This is a genomic window from [Clostridium] scindens, from assembly GCF_019597925.1.
Lineage (GTDB): Bacteria > Bacillota > Clostridia > Lachnospirales > Lachnospiraceae > Clostridium_AP.
The window spans coordinates 1055010-1077622 of the sequence record NZ_CP080442.1 but is presented as its reverse complement, the minus strand read 5'-3'; the positions used below and the strand labels follow the sequence as shown (position 1 = coordinate 1077622).

Here is a 22613-nt window from a genome sequence, read left to right as displayed (position 1 = left end):
ATCTATCCTGTCTGCTTCCTTGGCCTCGGTTACTGGGTGCCTTCCTGCTCTCCGCCACCGGATTGCTCCGGTCCCTGGCTTACGACCAGGCTTACAGACGATCCTTCATCCACGCTGCTTCCCACGCCTGGGTTACAGCTGATGACATTGCCTGACTCGACCGTATCGCTATGCTGATAGGTTATATTTCCAGCCTTAAGGCCTGCACTGCTTAAAAGCTGTCTTGCATTATCCAGCGTCGTATTCGTCACTGGAGGCACGCTAATCTTCTCCGGCGGCTTCGGTCCGCTGCTGATCGTCAGTCCTACGCTGGTACCCGGGGCAACCTTCTTGCCGCCTGCCACCGTCTGGGATACTACCTGGCCCTTCGGAACGTCATCATAATACTCATAGGTAACCGTCCCTACCGTCAATCCTGCGGCGGTAATAGCATTCTGGGCATCCCCGTCCTGCTGGCCTACAACGTTCGGAACCGTCTTTTTCTCTGAGCCTTTGCTCACCTTCATGACAATCTCCGTGTCCTTGGTAGCCTTGGCATTCGCCGCAGGCGTTGTGCCAATGACATCCCCCTCAGCTACGGAATCGCTGTATGCAAAATCCGATGTGATCTTCTCAAATCCGGCATCCTCCAGCGCCTTCTGAGCCTCGCTCTCACTCATGTTGCTGACATCCGGTACCGTGATCTCATCTCCTATAAGGCCGGAACTTACCACTACCTGTATGGTCGTATTCTTGGCAACCCGCTTGCCCGCCTCCGTCTTCTGCTTGGATACCGTGCCTTCCTCATACTTCTTGGACTCTTCTCTGGCAACGACTTTGAAGCCCAGTCCCTTTTTGTTCAGGGTCTTCTTCGCCTCGTCTTCCGTCATTCCCACTACATTTGGCACCTTCACCTTTGCCTTCTCGTCGGTATCAACCGTATCAATGCCAAATCCGCCTTTAAATATGCCGGCTGCCTTGCCAATGGCAAATACCAGGATGAACACGATAATAATCGCCACTACGATGGTCAGGATCTTCATAACCTTCTTCATGCGCGGGTTTACATCATCAGAACCCTTGCCCTTCTTCCCTTTTCCGCCGTACTCCTCATCGTCATCATACTCATCGTACTCGTCGTCATCTTCGTCGTACTCGTCAAATTCCTCTTCGTCGCCGTATTCATCTTCGTCATACTCGTCAAAATCGTCTTCTTCATCATAAGAACTGCGGATATCATCCAATTCTTCATCTGTAATAATAACCGTATCCGCATTGCCCAGGGGCGGAATTATGACAAAATCGCCGTCCGGGTCTACCAGCGAGCGTTTTAAGTCCTGAATCAGCTCATCCGTATTCTTGTATCTTCTCTCCCCGTTCTTCTGGGTACATTTCAATATAATCTGCTCCAGGCTGTACGGTATATCCGGCACGATCTCTGACGGAGGGGTAATCTCCTCCTGCAGATGCTTGATTGCTACGGAAACGGTAGAGTCGCCGTCAAAAGGCACTTGCCCCGTTACCATCTCATACAGGGTAATGCCGATTGAGTAGATATCGCTCTTCTGATCGCTGAATCCGCCTCTTGCCTGCTCCGGAGAGGTATAATGCACAGAGCCCATTGCATTGGAACTGATCGTATTGGATGTCGTTGCCTTGGCAATGCCAAAGTCCGTTACCTTTACCTTGCCGTCTTTTGATATGATGATGTTCTGCGGCTTGATATCTCTGTGGATGATATTGGCCGCGTGGGCTACGCCGATCCCCGTACACATCTGGATCGCGATGCTTATAGTTTCCTTATGGGAAAGCCTTCCCTTCTTATCTATATATTCCTTGAGCGTAATTCCTTCCACGAGTTCCATAACCATGTAGTAAAGCCCGCGGTCTTCCCCAACGTCATACACATTTACCACATTAGGGTGTATCAGCCCGGCTGCCGCCTGGGCCTCAGAACGGAATTTGCGCACAAAATTCTCGTCTTCCTTAAATTCCTTTTTCAGGACCTTGATTGCCACGTAACGATTGAGCATATGGTCTTTGCCTTTATAGACATCGGCCATCCCCCCTGCTCCAATCTTACTTAACACTTCATACCTTTTACCAAGAAAAATACCATCTTTTACCATATACTCACCTCATCCGCAAGTGGCTCCGCTATAACAACCCCTATGTTATCTCTCCCGCCATTGCTATTTGCCTTCTCGATCAACATCTGTACTGCCTCTACCACATCCCGGGAACCCTTGACGATATCGAACATATCTTCATCTTCCACCATGTTGCTGAGCCCATCGGTACACATCAAAATGACATCCCCCTTTTTCAAGCGGTATTCATAGATGTCTGCCTCCACATCTTCCTTGACTCCAATGGCACGCGTTATAATATTCTTATCCGGGTGATTCTTGGCCTCTTCGGCCTTGATGCCTCCAAGCCTTACCATTTCCTCTACCAGGGAATGATCCTTGGAGATCTGCCGGATCTTATCGTTGATCAGATAGAGCCTGCTGTCTCCCACATTGGCAAAATAAAGCGTATTGCCTACCACAGTGGCTACTACCAGTGTCGTGCCCATCCCTTCCAGCTTAATGTCTGTGGATGCTGCCTCAATCAGCTTATGATTTGCAATGCCAACGACGTTGCGCAAGATCTCCTCCGGCTTATCCAAAGGCGTATCCTCTAATTCTTCCCGCAATACCTTCACCGTATATTTGGACGCGAAGTCTCCAGCCTTGTGGCCGCCCATTCCATCGGCAACCGCAAGGAGATTCGGGAATGGCCCGATGGGCTTATCCGTCACATATACGTAGTCCTGGTTTATCTCGCGTTTTCTCCCAACATCAGTCATTGCATATATCTTCATCTGGTTCTCCTTCATTCGCGGCCGTATGGCGTCTGCGCAGCTGGCCGCAGGCTCCGTCGATATCCGAGCCTCTTTCCCTTCTTATAGTAACATTAATTCCGTTTTTTTCAAGTTTATTTTTGAATTCAAGGGCATTTTTCCTGTCCGGCTTCTTGAAGTCCCGCTCCTTGATCGGATTCACCGGAATCAGATTCAGATGACAATTCCGCTTCTTCAATATAAAGATCAGTTCTCTGGCATCCTCTATCTGATCGTTCACGCCTTCTACCAGACTATATTCAAAGGTGATCCGCCTCCCCGTCTTTTCAAAATAGTAATCGCAGGCATCCAGGACTTCCGGAAGTTCGTATCGGTTTGCCACCGGCATCAGCTTCTTACGCTTCTCCTGCGTCGATCCATGCAAGGAGAGGGCAAGCGTAATCTGAAGGCCTTCATCCGCAAGCCTCTTCATATTCGGAACAATGCCGCAGGTGGAGGCTGTGATGTTGCGCTGGCTGATATGTAGTCCATGCTCATCGCTCAGCATATGGATGAATTTCACGAAGTTATCATAATTATCCAGCGGCTCCCCAGTGCCCATGACAACTACGTTGGATACCCGCTCTCCCGTCATCTTCTGAATCTGATAGATCTGCCTGAGCATCTCGGAAGGCGCCAGGCTTCTTTCCAGCCCTCCGATGGTGGAGGCGCAGAACCGGCATCCCATGCGGCATCCGGCCTGAGACGAGATGCATACGGAATTGCCATAGTTATACTTCATCAGCACGCTCTCGATCATATTGCCGTCGCACAATTCGAACAGGAACTTTTCTGTAGGATCTACCTTGGAAACCTGATGGTCAATCATCTTGACTTTCGCGATCTCATACTCTTCCTTCAACTTTTCCCGAAGCGCCTTTGAGAGGTTGGTCATCTCATCAAAGCTCTCTGCGAGTTTTACATGCAGCCATTCATAGATCTGAGTGCTGCGGAAAGCCTTCTCTCCAATCCGTGCGATCTCTTCTTTCAATTCTTCAAAACTATAAGAGCATATATCTTTCTTACTCATGATTCTCCCTCTGGAACATGGCGATATAGAATCCATCCCCCGGATCCCTTCCCGGAAGCATCTGCTTCTGGCGGATCAGGCGGAACTTCGGATCTATTTCCGTTAACCATCTTGCATTCTCTTCATTCTCGTCTCTGCTGATCGTGCAAGTGCTGTATAGAAGTTTTCCGCCAGGCTTTACATACTCCTTAACGACTCTTAGCATGCTGCGCTGCAGCAATGCCAATTCCTTCTGCATCTCTTCTGTCATCCGGCTCTTCAGATCCGGCTTTTTCCCCAGCACGCCCAGGCCAGAACATGGCAGATCGGCTATGACGATATCTGCTTTTCTAATGGATGATTCATCTTGAACCGTGGCATCCTTACGGACTGCTTCTATATTATGAAGGCCGCTCCTTAAGATATTCTCCCGGATCAGCCCTACCTTATACTCCGTCAGATCCCTGGCTTCCACATGACCGGTTTCCGCCAGCATCTCCGCCAGATGGATGGCCTTTCCCCCCGGCGCCGCGCACACGTCAATAATATAATCGTCCGTCTCAGGCGCTGCCCACTGGGCTACCTGCATCGAACTGATATCCTGTACTTGGTAGTATCCCTGTCGGAAGCTATTTAATCCTGCCAGATGGTCATATCCCGATAAGTATAGCACATAAGGGACATCTGGCTCCTCTTCCACCGTAACGCCTTCTTCTTTCAGCAGTCTGAGCAGTTCTTCTTTCGTAATCTTTTCCAGATTGCACCTTACCGTTATGGGCTTCTCTTTCAGGAAATCTTCTGCCATCCTCTTCACCGTCTCTTCATCATACGATGCAAGCCACTGCTTTAGGATCCACTGGGGCAGGCTGTAGCGGACCTCCATCCACGCAAGCCGGTCTTCCTCGGGGGGATACGCGACATTTGCCAGATTGCGGCTTATGCTCCTTAACACCCCGTTTACAAATCCTTTCAACGTTGAAAATCCACGTTTTGAAGCAAGTTTTACTGCCTCGTTTAAGACAGCGGAATCCGGCACGCTATCCATATATTTTAACTGGTATACCGCGCTGCGTATGATCGTCCTGATGACAGGCTTCATTTTCTGAACCTTAACTTTGGAAAATTGATTAATGATATAGTCGATTTCTATCATATGTTCAAGCGTGCCATTTACCACTCTCGTGATAAATGCACGCTCTTTCTTATCAAGATACTGATATTTATCAAGAACATTCTTAAGGGCAATATGACTATATTCCCCGTCTCTTGTGATCTGAAGCAGTATATCAAGCACGAGTTCGCGCCCGTTTACAGATGCTGCCATTCTTCTTCCTCCATCTAATCCCTTCTGCTGTTGGCCAGCAGTATGATACGCAGAAGCTGCAGGATTGCAGAGGCTGCGCCTGCCACATACGTCAGAGCCGCCGCAGAGAGCACCTTTTTCGTAGCATCTACTTCATCCTCATATAACATGCCGCTGCTGCCCAATATGCGTATGGCCCTGCTGGACGCATTGAACTCCACCGGCAGGGTGACGATCTGGAATAATACTGCCAAAGAAAAGGCTATGATTCCCAGATTCAAAAACAGCATGGATGACTGGCTGCTAAAAAGCAGGCCGATCAGGATCAACGGCCATGCTATCGTGCTTCCAAAGTTCGCCACTGGCACCAGCGCCCCGCGGATCTTAAGCGGCGCGTACCCTGTGGCGTGCTGGATCGCATGCCCGCACTCATGTGCCGCAACTCCCACCGCTGCCACGGATGTAGAATTATAGGTAGCATCCGACAGCCGCAGCACCTTGGTCCTCGGATCATAGTGGTCTGTCAGATCTCCGGAAATATGCTCGACTCTTACATCATAGATGCCGGCCCCTCTTAAGACCTGTTCTGCTGCTTCTCTTCCCGTCATGCCGGAATGGTTCCTGACACGGGAGTATTTATTAAATGTCGACTTCATCCTGGAAGAAGCCAACAGACAGATGATCACGCCTATAATGACCAGCATATATGTTGGTTCAAAAAACATAGGATAATACATACTTTATACGCCTCCTGCTTTTAAAAATATATTTGTTATTATATATGAAAACCCGACAAAAAAACGTCTTTTCATACAAATTTAACAATTATTAATGATTTCCTCAGATATTGGAGGCCAGCATCGTCCCTTCTTCCACCTGATAGCCTCTCAGAAACGCGTCTGCCTTCATCCGCTTCTTGCCTGGGATCTGCAGTTCCAGGATTTTCAGTAGTCCCGCTCCTGCCTGCACCAGGAATCCGTCTTTTTCTATCTTGACGATGGTTCCGGGAGCCTTGCCTGTCTCGCCTTCCATGTCTTTTGCCTCCCAGATCTTCATGACTTTTCCATTCCAGTCCGTATAAGCGCTGGGCCACGGATTCAAGCCTCTGACCAGACGTTCGATGGAGGCGGCGTCTTTAGTCCAGTCGATGCAGCCCAGTTCCTTAGTCAGCATTCTGGCATATTCTGTGGGGCTTTCTCCCTGCTTCTCTCTCACGGCGCTTCCATCTTCCAGCGCTTTTAAGGTGCGCACGCAGAGTTTGGCGCCTGCCTCAGCCAGTTTATCATGCAGGCTTCCTCCGGTCTCTTTTTCGTCCAGCATCACTTCTTCTTTTAAAAGCATATCTCCGGTATCCAGTCCTTCATCCATCTGCATCGTAGTCACCCCGGAGACCTTCTCCCCATTGATGACTGCCCATTGGATCGGCGCGGCCCCTCTGTACTTGGGCAGGAGGGACGCATGAACGTTGACGCAGCCATAAGGCGTCATCTCAAGAATCTCTTTCGGAAGAATCTGTCCAAAGGCAATGACTACCATGATATCCGCCTCATATTTCCGAAGTTCTTCTACGCACTCCGGCGCACGGATCTTTTTAGGCTGGAATACTGGAATCCCATACTCCAGCGCCATCTCCTTCACCGGCGGATACTGCATCCTGCCGCCTCTTCCTTTTGGCTTATCCGGCTGCGTGACTGCCAGCACCACCTCATGTCCGGCCTCTATCAGGGCTTTTAACGTCCCGACAGAAAACTCCGGCGTACCCATGAATATGACCTTCATCTATGCTTCCTCCTCATAATTCACGTCGTGCAATTCTCCTTCTACCAGATCGACATACATCTTTCCATCCAGATGGTCGATCTCATGACAGAATGCTCTCGCAAGAAGTCCTTCGCCCTCTAATTCAATCTCTTCCATGTCTTCATTCAGTGCCCGCACCTTCACATAATCCGGGCGCGTCACCAGGCCTGACTTGCCAGGCACGCTCAGGCACCCTTCTTCCCCGGACTGCTCGCCGGAGGTCTCTATAATCTCTGGATTAATGAGCACAATGGGGCCTTCCCCCACATCGATTACCACGATTCTTTTAAGCACGCCCACCTGCGGCGCTGCCAATCCTACGCCAAGCGCCTCATACATAGTATCCAGCATGTCATTGATGAGTACTTTGGTCCTTAATGTGATCTTCGTTACTTCCTTGCATGGTTTTGTCAAAACCTCGTCTCCGATTTCTCTGATCTTTCTCGTTGCCATACGCTTCTCTCCTCTAAAATACATTCATGGGATTAAAGTCGAACTGAATTCTCAGCGACTGAAATCCTTTATTGATTTCTATATACTGCTCCATCCGGTTCTTCGCCTCTACCAGCCTTTTATAGTTCCCGCCTTTTAAGTAGAGCACTCTCCGGTAGACATCGCTCACCTTTGCCACATAGGGGCTGGCCGGGCCGATTATCTGAAGTTCCTTATCCTTATCCGCAAGCTGCGCGAATTCCTTTAAATATCTGGCAGCCGTCTCAAGCATGCCTTCATCCGGCCCTGTCATCAGCACCGCAAGCAGCTGTTCCACCGGCGGATACCCCATTAATTCCCGGTAATCCATCTCTTCTTTATAGAATCCTTCGTAATCCTGGGCTGCTGCCATCTGGATGCTGTAGTGCTGCGGGCTGTAGGTCTGGATTATGACTTCCCCTTTGCTGCTTCCTCTTCCGGCCCTTCCGGCCGCCTGGGTCAGAAGCTGGAATGTCCGCTCGCCTGCCCGGTAATCATTGGAATACAAAGACATATCCGCTGCCAGGATTCCAACCAAAGTAACATTGGGAAAGTCATGGCCCTTGACGATCATCTGGGTACCAATCAGAATATCAGCCTCTTCATTAGCGAAAGTCTCCAGGATCTTTTCATGGCCATCCTTGGCCTTTGTGGTATCCATGTCCATCCGGAGGACCCTGGCACTTGGAAATTGCCGCTTCACCAGTTCTTCAATCTGCTGGGTGCCGGCCTTGAAGCCCCCGATATATGGTGAGCCGCAGGAAGGACACAGATTGACTTGGGGTTCTTCGTATCCGCAGTAGTGGCAGACCATCTTCCCATTCTTATGCGCCGATAAGGATACGTCGCAATGAGGACATTTTACTACATATCCGCAGGCTCTGCAAGAAACAAAGCCCGCATATCCTCTTCGGTTCAAAAAAAGCATGATCTGCTCCTTTTTCTCCAGCCGCTCCTCCATCAGTTCTTTCAGATGGTCGCTTAAAATCGAACGATTGCCTGCCTTCATCTCCTTGCGCATGTCTTCTACATATACCTCAGGCAATTCCTGGAGCGTAGCCCTGTTTTTAAGTTCCAGCATCTTGATGCGTCCCCTCTTGCAGCCATAGAAGGCTTCCAGCGACGGAGTGGCCGAGCCCAGCACCACGCTTGCGCCTTCCATCTTTCCCCGCATCATGGCAGTCTCCCTGGCATGATATCTGGGAACCTGCTCGCTTTTATAGGTCGTCTCATGTTCTTCATCAATGACGATCAGTCCCAGATTGGGAAATGGCGTAAATAAGGCAGAGCGCGGGCCAATCATTACGTCAACCTCTCCTGCCTTCACCCGTTCCATCTGGTCAAACCGCTCTCCCTGGGACATCCTGGAATTCAAGATGGACACCCGGTCGCCAAACTTCCCATAGAACCGCATGACCGTCTGATACGTAAGGGCAATCTCCGGGATCAGGACGATGGCCTGCCCGCCTTCCTTCAGCACTCTGTCAATCATCTCCATATAGACTTCCGTCTTCCCGCTTCCGGTAACCCCATATACAAGATAGTTTTCCCGCTTTCCCTGTCTATAGTCATCCCAGAATACGCCGATGGCATGCCGCTGCTCATCCGTAAGCCTGACTTCTTCCCTTTCCCGCACTCTATGCTTTACGGGATTGCGGAATACCTGCTCCGATTCAAGCGCCACGATCTTCTGCTCCTCCAGCGCTCTTACCACTGCCCTGGTGATATTCAGCTTCCTGGTCAAAAGTTCGTACTCCTGCTCCGGCTCATCCAATAATGCCGCCAAAAGCCTGGCTCTGGCCTTCTGATTCTTATGAAGGCAGACATCCAGCATCTTTTTCCCAGCCTCTTCATCAAGCAGCAGGCGGATCCTCCTCTTTTCTTTGACACGCTCCGTACGCTTGATGGGAATCACCGTCTTAAGCGCCTGTATCATGGTCCCCCCATAATACTCCTTCATCCAGGCAGCCAAAGCCACCAGTTTAGACTCGATCGCCACGCTGTCCTTGGCAATTCCGGCAACCGGCTTGATCTTTGATACATCATACCCGGCTTCCCTGGAGAATCCGGTCACGTAACCCTTCGTCTCTTTATTGCCTCTTCCAAAAGGCACCACGACTTCCGTGCCAACCTTAAGCATCCCCTCAAGATGGGAGGGGATGCTGTATTGGAATACTTTATCCAGTTTTTCATGTGTTATGTCAATAATGATATCAGCGTACATCTAACTCCTCTAATATTTCCCGGATCAGGACGCGCTCATCCATATCATGCTTGACGCCCTTGATCTCCTGATAGGTCTCATGGCCTTTTCCGGCCAGAATGATGACGTCGCCCGGCTGTCCGTTCTCGATGACATACTTGATGGCCTCTTTCCTGTCACAGATGGATATATATTTTCCATCCGTCTTCTTCATCCCTACAATAATATCGTCAATGATGGCCTGGGGTTCTTCAAACCTCGGATTATCTGATGTGATAACCGTAAAGTCGGAAAGCCGTCCTGCCACTTCTCCCATCTCATACCTGCGGGTCTTCGAGCGGTTGCCGCCGCAGCCGAATACCGTAACAATGCGCTGCGGATGGTAATCCCTCAAGGTCAGCAGCAGGCTTTCCAGACTCATGGCATTGTGGGCATAGTCGATCATCAGCGTAAAGTCATCCGACACCTTTACCATCTCGATGCGCCCTTTTACCTTTGCCACTTTAAGCGCTGTCTTAATATTCTCCACAGGCACATCAAAATGCCTGCACACCGCGATAGCGGTTAAGGAATTGTAGACGCTGAAATCGCCCGGAATATCAATCTCCACATCAAAGTCCATCAGGCCATTTACCTGGTACTTGACTCCCAGATATCCAGGCCTTGAAATATGCTGCACGTCTGTAGCACGAAGGTCTGCCTTCTCCGAGAATCCAAAAGTCTCCACTTTGCACGTGGCATTCTTAAATACGTCTTCATACCATCTGTCATCCACATTGGCAATTCCCAGATTGCACTGTGTAAACAGGATCCCTTTGCAGCGTTTGTAATCTTCGAAGTCCTTATGCTCGTTCGGGCCGATATGATCCTCCCCCAGGTTCGTAAAGATTCCAATCTCAAACTGGATGCCGGCTGTCCTGTGAAGCATCAGGCCCTGGGAGGAAACCTCCATAACCACGCTGTCGCATCCGGCTTCCACCATCTGCGCAAAATACTGATGGATCGTATAAGACTCCGGCGTCGTATTGTTCGCCGGGATGGCCTTATCCCCGATAATTGCCTCAATGGTGCCGATCAGGCCTACTTTGTGGCCCACTCCCTCCAGGATAGACTTGACCATGTATGTGGTCGTAGTCTTGCCCTTCGTCCCGGTAATCCCGATGACCTTTAACTTCTCTGCGGGATATCCGAAGTAGGCGGCGGACATAAGCGCCAGTGCGTAACGGGTATCATCCACGTGAATCACCGTAAGCCCTTTTGGCGCTTCTACCGGGCGTTCCACGATCACTGCCACGGCCCCCTTAGCTGCTACATCGTCAATATATTTATGTCCGTCTGATACGGCTCCGCTGATGCATACGAAGACGCTCCCTTCTGTAACCTTGCGGGAATCATTGATCAATTCTGTCACTTCAACCTCATCGCTGCCCTGACGGATCTCATATTCCAAACGCTCCAATAACTGTGTCAGTTTCATAAAAATAAGCCTCCTAAAAATTTATACTTCCTGTGTCCATTTTGCCATATGGCATTATTATACCATTATTTCAACACACAGCAAAGATTAAATTGTGCTCTGGCAATTGCAATTACTGCCTAAAAAAGAGGCTGGATTCCCAGCCCCTTAATCGATCGGCGACAATACCGACAGCATCCCTCTCATCGAATCGTCGTAAAATTTAAACTGATTTCGTCCGCCCCGTTTGGACGCATACAGCGCCTGATCCGCACAATGGAATAACTGCTCATAATCTTTTCCGTTTTCCGGATAGGTAGCCACACCCATGCTCACGGAGATGCGGAAGTTCTCGTAGTAATCGGTAAGCGTACGGAATATCCGGCTCGCCTGCGGCTCAAAGTTGTCCGTATATTCCGTGAATACCATGAATTCATCCCCGCCGACTCTTGCCGCGATATCTTCCTTACGTATGTTCTTCATCAGCTTGCCTGCAATGTATTTTAATACGCAGTCTCCAAACAGATGGCCATATTGATCGTTGGCATTCTTAAAATAGTCGATATCAAACAGTATCATGCCAAACTTCTTGCCATCTCCTGCCTGGATCCTTTGTTCAATCTGCTTTCTGGCATTCACATGGTTATACAGATTCGTCAGCAAATCCTGGGCCGCCATCTTCTCCAGGCTGTCAATCTTCTCATGCTCCTCATGGATGTCCGTGAACTTGCCTATGGCTCCCGTCATCTCTGTGCTTTCCTCGCCTGACCATAGTGCCCGGACCACCAGCTTGCACCAGCGCTTCTCCTTATTGATGGTCAGCAGATAATTGGAACTGACAATCGGGTTCAGGAAGGTGGTCTTTTTGACCTTGTGGCGGATATCGTCCAGATCATCCTTGTTGACAAGTTCCAGTATCTGCGCATTCTCAAACGGCTTCATAATTAACTCGCCGATCCCAAGATAGTTGGACCCCCATTCTGAAAAAATAAGCATGTCCGCCAAGGCATTGTATTCAAACTGAATCTCCTGAGACATGGAAGCAAAGAACTGGTACTTGATTCTTTCCTGCTCCAGAAGGCGCAAAGTGCGGTCTGACGCGGTCATATCTCCTTTTGCGATCAATTCCGCCGTGATATCCTGCATCTCATTCTGCGTCATTTCTTTTAGGGAATTGATTTCCAATTCTTTCTCTATGTAATCCTTTGCCTCTCTTAAGCACTCCAGAAGTACCGGATTAAATGTCCCGCACTCTCCATTCAGGATCATGGACAGCGCCTGATCCGGGGTAAAAGGCGGCTTGTAGACCCGCTCGCTGATCAGCGCGTCATATACGTCCGCCAAGGCCACTACCTGGGCCGCGATCGGTATCTCTTCCCCCTTCAGGCCGTCCGGATATCCCTTGCCGTCATACCGCTCATGATGCCAGCGGCAGATATCATACCCGATCTTTACCAGTTCCTCATTCTGCCGGAAGGGAACATTCTTCATCATCTCGGCGCCAATCTCGGCATGGGTCTTGATAATCTCAAATTCCTCATCCGTCAGTTTGCCAGGCTTGTTCAGTATCTTCTCATCGATGGATACCTTTCCAATGTCATGCAGCGCCGAGGCGTTGCTGATCATCATGATTCTGGAATGCGTCAGGCCATACTGGCTTGTCTTCCTTGCCAGCTGCTTAAGAAGCGTCTCCGTTATCGTGCGGATATGCAGTACATGCAGGCCGCTCTCCCCATTACGGAATTCGACAATGTTGCTTAGTATCTCGATCATGAGATTGCTGTTCTTTTCCTTTTCAAAGACCTGCTCCATGATCATGCCTTGCAGCATCTTCTGCTTGGCGTACAGCATGATCGTATTCTTGACCCTGCGCCGTACGACCTTGCCATCAAATGGACGGTTGATATAATCCACTGCCCCCAGATCATACGCGTGGTCCACATAGGTGGACGATACTTCCGCAGATATCATGATCACGGGGATATTTTCTATCCAGCCGCCCCTGTTCATAACGGTCAGTACTTCGAAGCCATCCATCTCCGGCATTATGATATCAAGAAGCACAAGACATATCTCATCTTCCTGCTTCTTGATTGCCGTTATTGCCTCGATTCCGTTCCTAGCCTCTATAATCTCATACTCATCTTCCAGCATATCGGCAAGAATCGAGCGGTTCATCTCCGAATCGTCGACCACCAATATCTTCTGCATCTTCATCATAGTAGAATATTTCTTATTCCTTCCGTAATATTCTTATAATCGTCTTCCACCTTGGCAAACAACTCTCTGACCTTCTTCCCGTCAGGATCATCCCTCAGTTCCTCTGTAAGCATGCTGCTGGATTCGCTAAGCGTGGAAAGCCCCAGATTCAGGCAGATTCCTTTGAGGGTATGGGATGCCCGGAATGCTTCGGGAAAGTCTCCTTTCTCGACTGCCTGCCTTAATATATCGTAGTTGCCGTCATCCAGCATCTTCTTTAAATATTTCTCAATAAATTTTTCACTGCCAAGCCTTCTTAATACATCCGTATAGTTTACTCCTATAGACTCGTAGAACTCCTGTACACTCACGATACGCCTCCATTTCCGATTACTTCATGTATCTTTTGCGAAACCAACCTGATTATCTTTAATTCTACTCCTAGGGCAGCAGAATTGTCAATCTAATCCACTTTCTTCCTTGAAGCCCTCTCCCACGACTTCATTGGACTCCATAATAATCGTAAATGCCTGGGGATCGATCTTATGGACCATCTTCTTGATCGCGTACATCTGCTTGTTGTTGCACGCGCACATCACCACATCCTTCTCCTGCTTTGAATAGCCTCCCATTCCTCTTAGAATCGTGGAGCCTCTGCCGGAATAGGCGTCAATATGCTTTGAAACCTCCTCGCCATGCTCCGTCACAATAAATGTCATCTTGCCTTCGTCGATGCCATAAAGGATCCGGTCCATGACGATCGCCATGAGATAAGTAACGATCACGCCATAGATGAACCCGTCCACATCCTTGAATACCAGGACGCTTCCCAGCACGATGGTTGCCACATCCAGCACGAATGTAATCATGCCCAGGGTAACATGCGGCTTTACCTTCTTAATCGCCACGCTGATGAAATCCTGGCCGCCAGTAGATGAGCCTCTCATAAATATCAGCGCATATCCTGCTCCGGACAGCACGCCCATGCACAGCGCCGCCAAAAGCCTGCTGCCCTCGTATACCGGCAGCAGCGGCGCAATATAGTCCATCAGGAAGGATGAGATAACCATAGACTTTACAGATTTGATAAAAAATGTCCTTCCCAGGAACTTATAGCAGAAAATTGCCACCGGAACATTTAAAAGAATCGTCCCGGCTCCCACCGGCAGCCCGATCAAATGATACATGATGATGGCAATTCCCGAGAACCCCGCTACCGGGAAATTAGCATTCAGCGCAAAGTTATAGATTCCTATGGCGATGATCATTCCCGCGAATAGATCCACAAGAATGTCCATCCCCCATTCCTTCCAATTTATCTTTCCCATATCAAATACCTCCTTATCAGCCAAAAAAGAACAACTGCAAACTATAAACTTATAATTCGCAGCTGCTCTTCTAATTATCAGTATATCGTTGAAATATTTTTCTGTCAAGAATGGGGACCCTTTGTGACAATATCCTTGCCATACTTTTTGCGGATCTGTTCCAGGGCAGTGTTGATCTTTTCCTTCTTTTCTTTTTTCGGATCTGCCTCAAAGCGAATATCAAATATGCTAAGCTGCTCCGGCTCTCCCTCCTCTGTTAGTTTCGAACTTCTGATTCCAAGAAGCCTTATGGGCTCCTGATTCCATAACTCCAGAAAGAGGTCCCTCGCCTCCTGGTAAATCTCCTGGTCCTGATTCGTCGGCTTTTCCAGCTGTCTTTGATGGGATACGGATTCAAAGGTGTGGTACTTTATCTCCACGCTTAGCATCCCCGCTTTCTGTCCTGCCTTTCGAAGCCTTCTTCCGACGCTTCCGGCCAGATCCTCAAGCACTGCCTCCGCCTCTTCCTGCGTCCTTGCGTCCCGTGGAAGCGTGGTGGAGTTGCCAATTCCTTTTGCCTCTGCCTTTTCTCTTGCCACCTCCGAGTGATCGATCCCGTTGGCAAATTCCCAGAGTTTCCTGCCATGGCTCTTCAGATGCAGTTCCAGTATCTTTGGATCCGTGCAGGCCAGATCGCCGATGGTGCGTATGTCCAGCTTCTCTAGCGTCTCCACGCTGGAACGCCCTGCCATATACAGTTCCCACACAGGAAGCGGCCACATCTTCGCCTGAATCTCCTCCGGGAACAGCGTATGCACTTTATTAGGCTTCTCAAAATCTGAGGCCATCTTGGCCAGCAGCTTGTTGGTCGATATGCCGATATTGACGGTAAAGCCGAATTTCCGGCATACCTCGTTCTTAATCTCCAGAGCGCCGTCCACCGGAGAGGCAAAGCGGGGCGCGATCTCCGTAAAGTCCATATAGCACTCATCTACGCTTACCTGCTCGATGTAGTCAGTATAGGTTCTTAAGAACTCCATCAGCCTATTGCTGTATCGCCTGTACAGTTTATGGTCCGGCGGCCTCATCACAAGCCCGGGACATTTACGAATGGCATTCGCGACAGGCTCCCCTGTCCGAATGCCACACTGTTTGGCAAGAGGCGACTTGGCCAGCACTACGCCGTGCCTGGACTTCTGATCCCCGCCGATGATGGCCGGGATCGTCCTTAAGTCTACCTCTCCTCCATTCTTTAACTCTTCTATTGTCGTCCAGCTAAGGTAAGCTGAATTCACGTCGATATGAAATATTATTGACACAATGACTGGCTCCTTGCCGTTAATCTGCCGTCCTTAGCGTCAATTACAATGGTCTCCTGCGCGCCTACGTCTCCTTGAAGCATCAGCCTGGCCGCCAGGGTCTCTACATGCTTCTGCAGGTAGCGCTTCAGTGGCCTTGCTCCATAGGTAGGGTCATAGCCGCCTTCTACCACGTAATTTTTCGCCGCTTCAGTGAGGGCAATGGAAATCTCTTTCTCCGCGAGACGCTGATTCGCATCTGCTACTAACAAGTCAATAATGTCATAAATATTATCTTTCGTCAATGGCTTGAACATAATCATTTCATCCAGACGGTTTAAGAACTCCGGCCTGAAATGAGCCTTCAGTTCTTCCATGACTGCCTGCTGGCTGTCCTCGCTGATATTGCCATGATCATCAATGCCGTCCAGCAGATAGCCGGAGCCGATGTTGGATGTCATGATCAGGATGGTGTTCTTAAAGTCTACCGTCCGCCCCTGGGAATCGGTAATCCGCCCATCATCCAGCACCTGGAGCAGTACGTTGAATACGTCCGGATGAGCCTTTTCTATCTCATCGAACAAGACCACGGAATATGGCTTCCTGCGGACCGCCTCGGTTAGCTGCCCGCCTTCGTCATATCCGACATATCCCGGAGGCGCTCCAATCAGCCTGGATACAGAGAACTTCTCCATATACTCGCTCATGTCGATACGCACCATATTGCTCTCATCATCGAACAGGCTCTCCGCCAGCGCCTTGGCAAGTTCCGTCTTTCCTACGCCGGTAGGTCCAAGGAACAGAAATGAGCCGATGGGCTTGGTCGGGTCTTTGATGCCTGCCTTTGACCGGATGATTGCTTCGGTCACCAGTTCTACCCCTTCATCCTGTCCGATCACTCTTTTATGAAGTTCATCCGCCAGATGCAGGGTCTTGCTCCGCTCGCTCTCATTGAGCTTGGCGACCGGGATTCCCGTCCAGCGGGAGACGATTCTTCCGATCTCCTCATCTGTGACGCTCTCATGCACCAGGGAACGATCCTCGTCCTTAATCTTCGTCTCTTCCTCCTCCAGCTGCTTCTGCAGTTGAGGAAGCCTGCCATACTGGAGTTCTGCTGCCCGGTTCAGGTCATAGGCCTGTTGCGCTTTTTCAATCTCTTTGTTCACCTGTTCGATCTCCTCGCGCAGCTTCTGTACCCGTTCTATGCCAACCTTCTCATTGTCCCATTGGGCCTTCTTTCCGGCAAATGATTCTCTGAGTTCTGCCAGTTCCTGGTTCAAGTGCTCCAGACGCTCCTTGCTTAGGCGGTCATCCTCCTTCTTAAGGGCCGCCACTTCAATCTCCATCTGCATGATCTTGCGCTGCATCTCATCCAGCTCTGCAGGCATGGAATCCAATTCCGTCTTGATCAGTGCGCAGGCCTCATCCACCAGGTCGATGGCTTTATCCGGAAGGAACCGGTCCGAGATGTATCGGTCAGACAGTGTTGCCGCGGCGACCAGCGCTCCATCGGTGATCTTCACGCCGTGGAATACTTCATAGCGTTCCTTCAGGCCACGCAGGATAGAGATCGCGTCCTCCACCGTAGGCTCATCCACCATGACCGGCTGGAACCGGCGCTCCAGGGCCGCGTCCTTCTCGATATACTGGCGGTACTCATCAAGGGTAGTGGCGCCGATACAGTGAAGTTCTCCTCTGGCCAGCATAGGCTTGAGCATATTGCCGGCATCCATGGCTCCATCCGTCTTTCCTGCGCCCACAATGGTGTGCAGTTCGTCAATGAACAGGATGATTCTGCCGTCACTGTTCTTGACTTCTTCCAGAACCGCCTTCAGACGTTCCTCAAATTCGCCCCTGTACTTGGCTCCGGCTACCAGGGCTCCCATGTCCAGGGAAAATATGGTCTTATCCTTAAGCCCTTCCGGCACGTCCCCGCGCACGATGCGCTGCGCCAGGCCTTCCACCACCGCCGTCTTGCCGACGCCGGGCTCGCCGATAAGCACCGGGTTGTTCTTCGTCTTGCGGGACAGGATGCGGACCAGGTTGCGGATCTCCGCGTCACGCCCGATGACCGGATCTAACTTCTGGTCTCTTGCCCGCTCCACCAGATCCGAGCCGTATTTGTTCAGCGTATCGTAGGTGTCTTCCGGATTATCGCTTGTAACCCGCTGGTTGCCCCTCACCGTGGACAATACCTGCAAGAAGGCGTCCCGCTTGATTCCCATCTCACGAAAGATCGTCTTGATCTCCTTGTTCGGATACTTGATCATAGAAAGGAACAGATGCTCTACGGATACATACTCATCCCCCATCTGCTTAGCCTCATCCTCGGCGTGGATCAAAGCCTTATTCAGATCCTGGCCAACGTACTGCTGGCCTCCCTGCACCTTCGTGCGCTTCCGGATAGCCTCCTCCACCCGATTGACCATGGCATTCTTGTCAATGCCCATCTTTTCCATCAATTTTAAGATCAGGCTGTCATCCTGTACCAGAAGCGCGTACAGCAGATGTTCCTGCTCGATCTCCTGATTGCCATATTCCAGAGCCACCTTCTCGCAGTCCTGGACAGCCTGAAGCGACTTTTGCGTAAATTTATTTATATTCATAGCGATGAACCTCCTTCATCTAGAAAACTGCATTTTATTGTTCTACGAGTACTATAACAGTATTTATTAGCACTGTCAATAGTCGAGTGCTAATTCTTTTAAAAAAATGGACTGTTTCGTTAAATGAGGCGAAAGTCCATCGCTACGCCAATCGTTATCTCAATTCTTCCCAAGCCCCAGTCTTGATTGCTTCTATATTCTCCGCAATCTTTTCTGCAGGCCAGTTCCACCATTCCAATTCCAATAGCGTAGAAATAACTTGATCCGGAAACCGCCTGCGAATGGGTTTTGCCGGCACCCCGCCCACGATCGTATACGGCGGCACATCTTTTGTTACAATCGCGCGCGTACCTATGATCGCTCCATCTCCTATGGTCACGCCTGCCATGATCACGGCTTCATAGCCAATCCAAACATCATTTCCTATTATAATATCGCCTTTATTGTCCCACGCTGTTGCTACATTTTTTATATCCAGTCCCCATTCTTCAAAGAATAAAGGAAACGGATAGGTAGACAGCGAACGCTGCGTATGGTTCGCGCTGTTAAATAGAAATTTCGCGCCACAGGCAATAGAGCAGAACTTACCTATAATAAGTTTATCCTGATTGACAGGATAATGATACAATACGTTATTCTGCTGGAATTTTGCGGGGTCATTCACAAAATCGTTATACATCGTATAATCCCCAACCTGAATATTAGGGTCTGTGATCGCATTTTTCAGATAGATCGTCTGCCTGTCGCCTGTTCTTGGATATAGTTTTGTCGGTGTAGCCATTATAAAATCCTCCTGTTAGTCCTTTGTTTTAATGTCTGTCGTTCCGTATGAATGTATACTTATAGACATCTCCTGTTTCCTATCATACTTGCACGCGCCCACGTCCACAATATACGAAACGATACAGCAATATTCCGTATACAAAAAGAAGGCTGCCTATAAGCAGCCCTCCCATGTATCATTTCTGATATATTATTTTTCTTATGGCATAGACCGAAAGGGAATAACGCTTTGCAAGTTCTTCCATAGAAGCGCCGCTGCGATACTCCGCAATGATCAACGCATTGCGTCTCGCAAGTTCCTTCCGATAGCCGGACAATTCGCCCCAGTTCTTATGCTGCTCGTCTTTTGCAGGAATATATATGTAACCTGCCTGAACATATTTCTGTAGTTCCTCGACCAGCTCGTCCGGGAGAATCGTGCTTGCATTAATATACTTCATGATGCAGGCCTCCTCCTTGATTAAATAGTCAAGCAGCAAAGCCAGCAATATCAAGTTCGCAACCAATTCCTACTCCATGCAAATGTTGCTCCTTATACTGGCTTTGCATGGAGCCAGCCATCGTTGCATTTGGTCTTGCATCTAAGCATAACGATCACCGCCAAAATCATTTTTTTAAATTGTAACATCAATACAGGCACTAATCAAGCAAACCTTCCAGGTTAAAACACTCGTCCAACTGCCAATCACGCATTTCTTCTGGGTCGGGCCTTTCGTACAGTCCTCTTCTGCCGAAGTGCCACCCCGCCTTTTCCCGGAGTTCCAGCAGATATTCCGCCTGCTTCAGGCTGGCGATCATGCAGTCGATCACCGGAACGCCAAATTCCTGCTGAAGTTCCTTGTAAAACCCAAACTGCATGCTGCATCCCAGAATGATCACTTCAGCGCGGTCTTTTTCTATAGCCAGGCGAATTTCCTGCCGGAACCTCTCCATCGTAGCCCTTTCATCCTTGTGGAAATCCAGCACGCCCATGCCCAGGCTTCGGAAGGAAGCAAGCTTCCTTTCCAGGCCATATTTGCATACGTTTTCTCTCATCTGCGGGATCCATTTATCTCTTCCTACTATGATGGAGAAAGAATTTCCAAGTACGGATGCCAGATGCATGCTCGCCTCTCCAGGCGCGGTTACCACCATATTTTTGCTGATCTCCCTTGCCGGATACAGGAATGGATCGTCGAAGCAGCTGATGCAGGCGGCATCGAATCCCTCCTTTTCCGCCCTTAGTAATTCTTTCAGTATCTGTGCCCCTGCCAATGCCTGGTAGTATTGATATTCCAGATGCTTAGGGCCGATCTGGATATTCCTTACTTCCAGTTCGGTTGTCTCGTCCTTATACTGGTCCAAATAGGTTTTTATCTCCTCATTTAAGTCGCCATAGGCAACTGCCTTAAGAAATAATATCTTTTTTTTACGCTTCATGTTCTCTCCCTGAGGCTATGTATCCGCCTTAATATCCAGCGATCCCTAGTTCTTTGCACAGCTTGCATGCCGTCTCATCCACATACACGCCGTCTTCTTCCAGTTTTTCCCCGTCCAGGATGATGGTCGGATGAAGAACGATGCCATCGGAATGGGACGCCGCGCTCCAGTGCTTGCCGCCAATCTTGATGCCCTGGCTTCCGATTCCGAATTCCATACAGCCAAACACGCGCTCATCTTCTACGATACGGCCGGTCACTTTACGCACTCCCGGGTTAAAGCCCTGGGAATAGTGAGCCAGGCGCAGCATATTCGGATCGTCAAAGGAATGCAGCCATTTTTTGTATATCTCTGCCTCCGGCCCGCCGGTGACATCCACGACTCTGCCTTCTTTGAATTCAATAAAGATCTTCTCTCTTAAGATTCCCAGCGAATCCGGGGGGAATACGGCCCCGTCAAATACCAGCGTTCCTTCGATCGACTCTTCGATGGGGCACCAGCTGGTCTGCCCGGTCAGCATTACCGGATAGCCTTTCTCCGTTGCCTTGATGCCGGAGTGTCGAACCTTGCGTCCTCCCATGTTCCCGCGAAGGTCCATTCCTTCTTTGGTCAGTACATGAATATCCTGGGCATTTTCCAGGCGGTATTTAAAATATTCTCCTAACTCGATGACTTTATCTACATTAATCTTTCCGATGCAGTTTACCAGCATCTCCGTATCCAGGCCCGTAGCGCAGATATACCGCGCGCCATTTTCATCCACTGCTTTGCGATATGCAGGTCCATGCATGATCGAAGCGTAGGTCAGCTCGATCCACACGTCCGCGGCAGCAATCGCGTCGGCCACCGGCTTTGGCGGGTCTGCATAGAAGCCTTCCGCAGTCGGATAATAGATGACCGTTGGAACGCTTTCAATCGTATAGGCTGCCTCTGTCAAAGCATGAACGACTCTTTCATCTACGCAGGTGTCATACGTGATCACCAGGTTCTCGCCCGGCTTGCACAGCATGATATCCCTTACCAGCTTCATTGCCGCACGGGCAAGTTCCATTCTTCTATATTCATTTCTCATTTCAACGCCTATGTTCCATTCCATTTTCATATCTCCTTTCGTTTCATGAACCTGTATTGGTCATACTTTTGATATATCTCCGGAAATTTCAGGCTTTCCCATTCCAGCGCGTTTCTTGCCGCCTGGATCTGGGATTTTTCCAGCACTACTTCCAGGTACGCCTCCTGATCATGATCCAGCATGCTCCGGATACTGCCATCCGGTCCCATAAGGGCAGTTCCGCCGCAGTAAGCCACGTCGCCAGAAGCCCGGTTTAAGGCAATCGTATAGATCTGGTTCTCGGCCGCGCGCATTCTGCCGCATAAGTGAAGCAGTTCTTTCCAGCCCGCAATCCATGCGCTTGGATAAAGGATGACATCTGCCCCCATATTCTTAAGCGGGGTAGATATCTCGAAGAATCTCATATCCGCGCAGATCAGAAGCCCGATCTTCCATCCTTTAAACGGTATCACCAAAAGGCTGTCCCCACGCTCAAAAAATTCACATTCCTTATCCCATAGATGGATTTTCCGATACTCTCCCAGAAGGGTCCCCGTCTCGTCAAAGAGGCAGGCCGCATCGTAATGCCGGCCCTCTTCTTCTACATGAATGCCGGCGGCGATCGCAGTATTGCATTCTCTGGCAAGTTCGGAAAAGAACTCCGCCTCGTTTGCACAATGCTGCGCTTTTTCAAAATCATATCCGCTGACGCACAATTCCGGAAAACAGAGCAGGTCAACATCATCCTTGGCATATTTCTTGGCAAGTTCTTTAATATGAAGCATATTTTCCTGGCATCTGCCTTCCATAACCGCCAGTTGAATCAATCCTATTTTCAGCATCGT

General features: G+C 49.6%; 19 protein-coding genes. All 19 read right to left on the bottom strand.

Going from position 1 to position 22613, the window contains the following annotated elements; all coding sequences use genetic code 11:
* Positions 1-29: 29 nt before the first annotated feature.
* Complete coding sequence (gene pknB / locus K0036_RS05105) at positions 30-2108, bottom strand: Stk1 family PASTA domain-containing Ser/Thr kinase (RefSeq protein ID WP_025644850.1); 2079 nt, start codon at positions 2106-2108, stop codon at positions 30-32.
* Entirely contained in the window at positions 2102-2845 is a 744-nt protein-coding gene (locus tag K0036_RS05100) for a Stp1/IreP family PP2C-type Ser/Thr phosphatase (RefSeq protein ID WP_025644858.1), read from the bottom strand. The genes pknB and K0036_RS05100 overlap by 7 nt, the downstream gene beginning before the upstream one ends.
* Positions 2823-3893, bottom strand: coding sequence for a 23S rRNA (adenine(2503)-C(2))-methyltransferase RlmN (gene rlmN / locus K0036_RS05095; protein WP_220430881.1), 1071 nt, complete (start codon positions 3891-3893; stop codon positions 2823-2825). The genes K0036_RS05100 and rlmN overlap by 23 nt, the downstream gene beginning before the upstream one ends.
* A complete protein-coding gene (rsmB, locus tag K0036_RS05090) occupies positions 3886-5196 on the bottom strand; it encodes a 16S rRNA (cytosine(967)-C(5))-methyltransferase RsmB (protein WP_220430880.1) in 1311 nt (436 codons plus the stop codon). Before rsmB ends, rlmN begins: the two co-directional genes overlap by 8 nt.
* A gap of 14 nt (positions 5197-5210) precedes the next feature.
* Positions 5211-5912, bottom strand: a complete 702-nt coding sequence (locus tag K0036_RS05085) for a zinc metallopeptidase (RefSeq protein WP_025644864.1) — start codon at positions 5910-5912, stop codon at positions 5211-5213.
* 103 nt (positions 5913-6015) lie between these two features.
* A complete protein-coding gene (fmt, locus tag K0036_RS05080) occupies positions 6016-6954 on the bottom strand; it encodes a methionyl-tRNA formyltransferase (RefSeq protein ID WP_220430879.1) in 939 nt (312 codons plus the stop codon).
* Complete coding sequence (gene def, locus K0036_RS05075) at positions 6955-7428, bottom strand: peptide deformylase (RefSeq protein WP_025644868.1); 474 nt, start codon at positions 7426-7428, stop codon at positions 6955-6957. It abuts the gene before it with no gap.
* 13 nt (positions 7429-7441) lie between these two features.
* A complete protein-coding gene (gene priA / locus K0036_RS05070; RefSeq protein ID WP_220430878.1) occupies positions 7442-9670 on the bottom strand; it encodes a replication restart helicase PriA in 2229 nt (742 codons plus the stop codon).
* Positions 9660-11126 (bottom strand): UDP-N-acetylmuramoyl-L-alanyl-D-glutamate--2,6-diaminopimelate ligase, encoded by a 1467-nt coding sequence (locus K0036_RS05065; RefSeq protein ID WP_173693758.1) that lies wholly within the window; start codon positions 11124-11126, stop codon positions 9660-9662. Before K0036_RS05065 ends, priA begins: the two co-directional genes overlap by 11 nt.
* 147 nt (positions 11127-11273) lie before the next feature.
* A complete protein-coding gene (locus tag K0036_RS05060) occupies positions 11274-13325 on the bottom strand; it encodes a diguanylate cyclase domain-containing protein (protein WP_025644874.1) in 2052 nt (683 codons plus the stop codon).
* A complete protein-coding gene (locus K0036_RS05055; protein WP_025644876.1) occupies positions 13322-13675 on the bottom strand; it encodes an Hpt domain-containing protein in 354 nt (117 codons plus the stop codon). Before K0036_RS05055 ends, K0036_RS05060 begins: the two co-directional genes overlap by 4 nt.
* A gap of 87 nt (positions 13676-13762) precedes the next feature.
* Positions 13763-14632, bottom strand: coding sequence for a YitT family protein (locus K0036_RS05050; protein WP_025644878.1), 870 nt, complete (start codon positions 14630-14632; stop codon positions 13763-13765).
* A gap of 104 nt (positions 14633-14736) precedes the next feature.
* Entirely contained in the window at positions 14737-15933 is a 1197-nt protein-coding gene (locus K0036_RS05045) for a DNA polymerase IV (RefSeq protein ID WP_334300877.1), read from the bottom strand.
* Positions 15921-18515: an ATP-dependent chaperone ClpB gene (gene clpB, locus K0036_RS05040; RefSeq protein WP_220430877.1), complete on the bottom strand. Its 2595-nt coding sequence runs from the start codon at positions 18513-18515 to the stop codon at positions 15921-15923. The genes K0036_RS05045 and clpB overlap by 13 nt, the downstream gene beginning before the upstream one ends.
* 154 nt (positions 18516-18669) lie before the next feature.
* On the bottom strand, positions 18670-19296 hold the full coding sequence (locus tag K0036_RS05035) for a CatB-related O-acetyltransferase (protein ID WP_025644884.1): 627 nt from the start codon (positions 19294-19296) through the stop codon (positions 18670-18672).
* Positions 19297-19474: 178 nt separating this feature from the next.
* On the bottom strand, positions 19475-19738 hold the full coding sequence (locus K0036_RS05030; RefSeq protein ID WP_025644887.1) for a CD3324 family protein: 264 nt from the start codon (positions 19736-19738) through the stop codon (positions 19475-19477).
* 199 nt (positions 19739-19937) lie between these two features.
* Positions 19938-20717 (bottom strand): aspartate/glutamate racemase family protein, encoded by a 780-nt coding sequence (locus K0036_RS05025; protein ID WP_220430876.1) that lies wholly within the window; start codon positions 20715-20717, stop codon positions 19938-19940.
* A gap of 28 nt (positions 20718-20745) precedes the next feature.
* On the bottom strand, positions 20746-21813 hold the full coding sequence (locus tag K0036_RS05020) for a hypothetical protein (RefSeq protein ID WP_025644891.1): 1068 nt from the start codon (positions 21811-21813) through the stop codon (positions 20746-20748).
* A gap of 2 nt (positions 21814-21815) precedes the next feature.
* Complete coding sequence (locus K0036_RS05015) at positions 21816-22610, bottom strand: carbon-nitrogen hydrolase family protein (RefSeq protein ID WP_025644893.1); 795 nt, start codon at positions 22608-22610, stop codon at positions 21816-21818.
* Positions 22611-22613: the final 3 nt, after the last annotated feature.

Excerpts from the sequence above, each read along its gene's own strand:
- pknB (WP_025644850.1), bottom strand. The coding sequence starts at position 2,108 with ATGGTAAAAGATGGTATTTTTCTTGGTAAAAGGTATGAAGTGTTAAGT.
- K0036_RS05100 (WP_025644858.1), bottom strand. The coding sequence starts at position 2,845 with ATGAAGATATATGCAATGACTGATGTTGGGAGAAAACGCGAGATAAAC.
- rlmN (WP_220430881.1), bottom strand. The coding sequence starts at position 3,893 with ATGAGTAAGAAAGATATATGCTCTTATAGTTTTGAAGAATTGAAAGAA.
- rsmB (WP_220430880.1), bottom strand. The coding sequence starts at position 5,196 with ATGGCAGCATCTGTAAACGGGCGCGAACTCGTGCTTGATATACTGCTT.
- K0036_RS05085 (WP_025644864.1), bottom strand. The coding sequence starts at position 5,912 with ATGTATTATCCTATGTTTTTTGAACCAACATATATGCTGGTCATTATA.
- fmt (WP_220430879.1), bottom strand. The coding sequence starts at position 6,954 with ATGAAGGTCATATTCATGGGTACGCCGGAGTTTTCTGTCGGGACGTTA.
- def (WP_025644868.1), bottom strand. The coding sequence starts at position 7,428 with ATGGCAACGAGAAAGATCAGAGAAATCGGAGACGAGGTTTTGACAAAA.
- priA (WP_220430878.1), bottom strand. The coding sequence starts at position 9,670 with ATGTACGCTGATATCATTATTGACATAACACATGAAAAACTGGATAAA.
- K0036_RS05065 (WP_173693758.1), bottom strand. The coding sequence starts at position 11,126 with ATGAAACTGACACAGTTATTGGAGCGTTTGGAATATGAGATCCGTCAG.
- K0036_RS05060 (WP_025644874.1), bottom strand. The coding sequence starts at position 13,325 with ATGATGAAGATGCAGAAGATATTGGTGGTCGACGATTCGGAGATGAAC.
- K0036_RS05050 (WP_025644878.1), bottom strand. The coding sequence starts at position 14,632 with ATGGGAAAGATAAATTGGAAGGAATGGGGGATGGACATTCTTGTGGAT.
- clpB (WP_220430877.1), bottom strand. The coding sequence starts at position 18,515 with ATGAATATAAATAAATTTACGCAAAAGTCGCTTCAGGCTGTCCAGGAC.
- K0036_RS05035 (WP_025644884.1), bottom strand. The coding sequence starts at position 19,296 with ATGGCTACACCGACAAAACTATATCCAAGAACAGGCGACAGGCAGACG.
- K0036_RS05030 (WP_025644887.1), bottom strand. The coding sequence starts at position 19,738 with ATGAAGTATATTAATGCAAGCACGATTCTCCCGGACGAGCTGGTCGAG.
- K0036_RS05025 (WP_220430876.1), bottom strand. The coding sequence starts at position 20,717 with ATGAAGCGTAAAAAAAAGATATTATTTCTTAAGGCAGTTGCCTATGGC.
- K0036_RS05020 (WP_025644891.1), bottom strand. The coding sequence starts at position 21,813 with ATGGAATGGAACATAGGCGTTGAAATGAGAAATGAATATAGAAGAATG.
- K0036_RS05015 (WP_025644893.1), bottom strand. The coding sequence starts at position 22,610 with ATGCTGAAAATAGGATTGATTCAACTGGCGGTTATGGAAGGCAGATGC.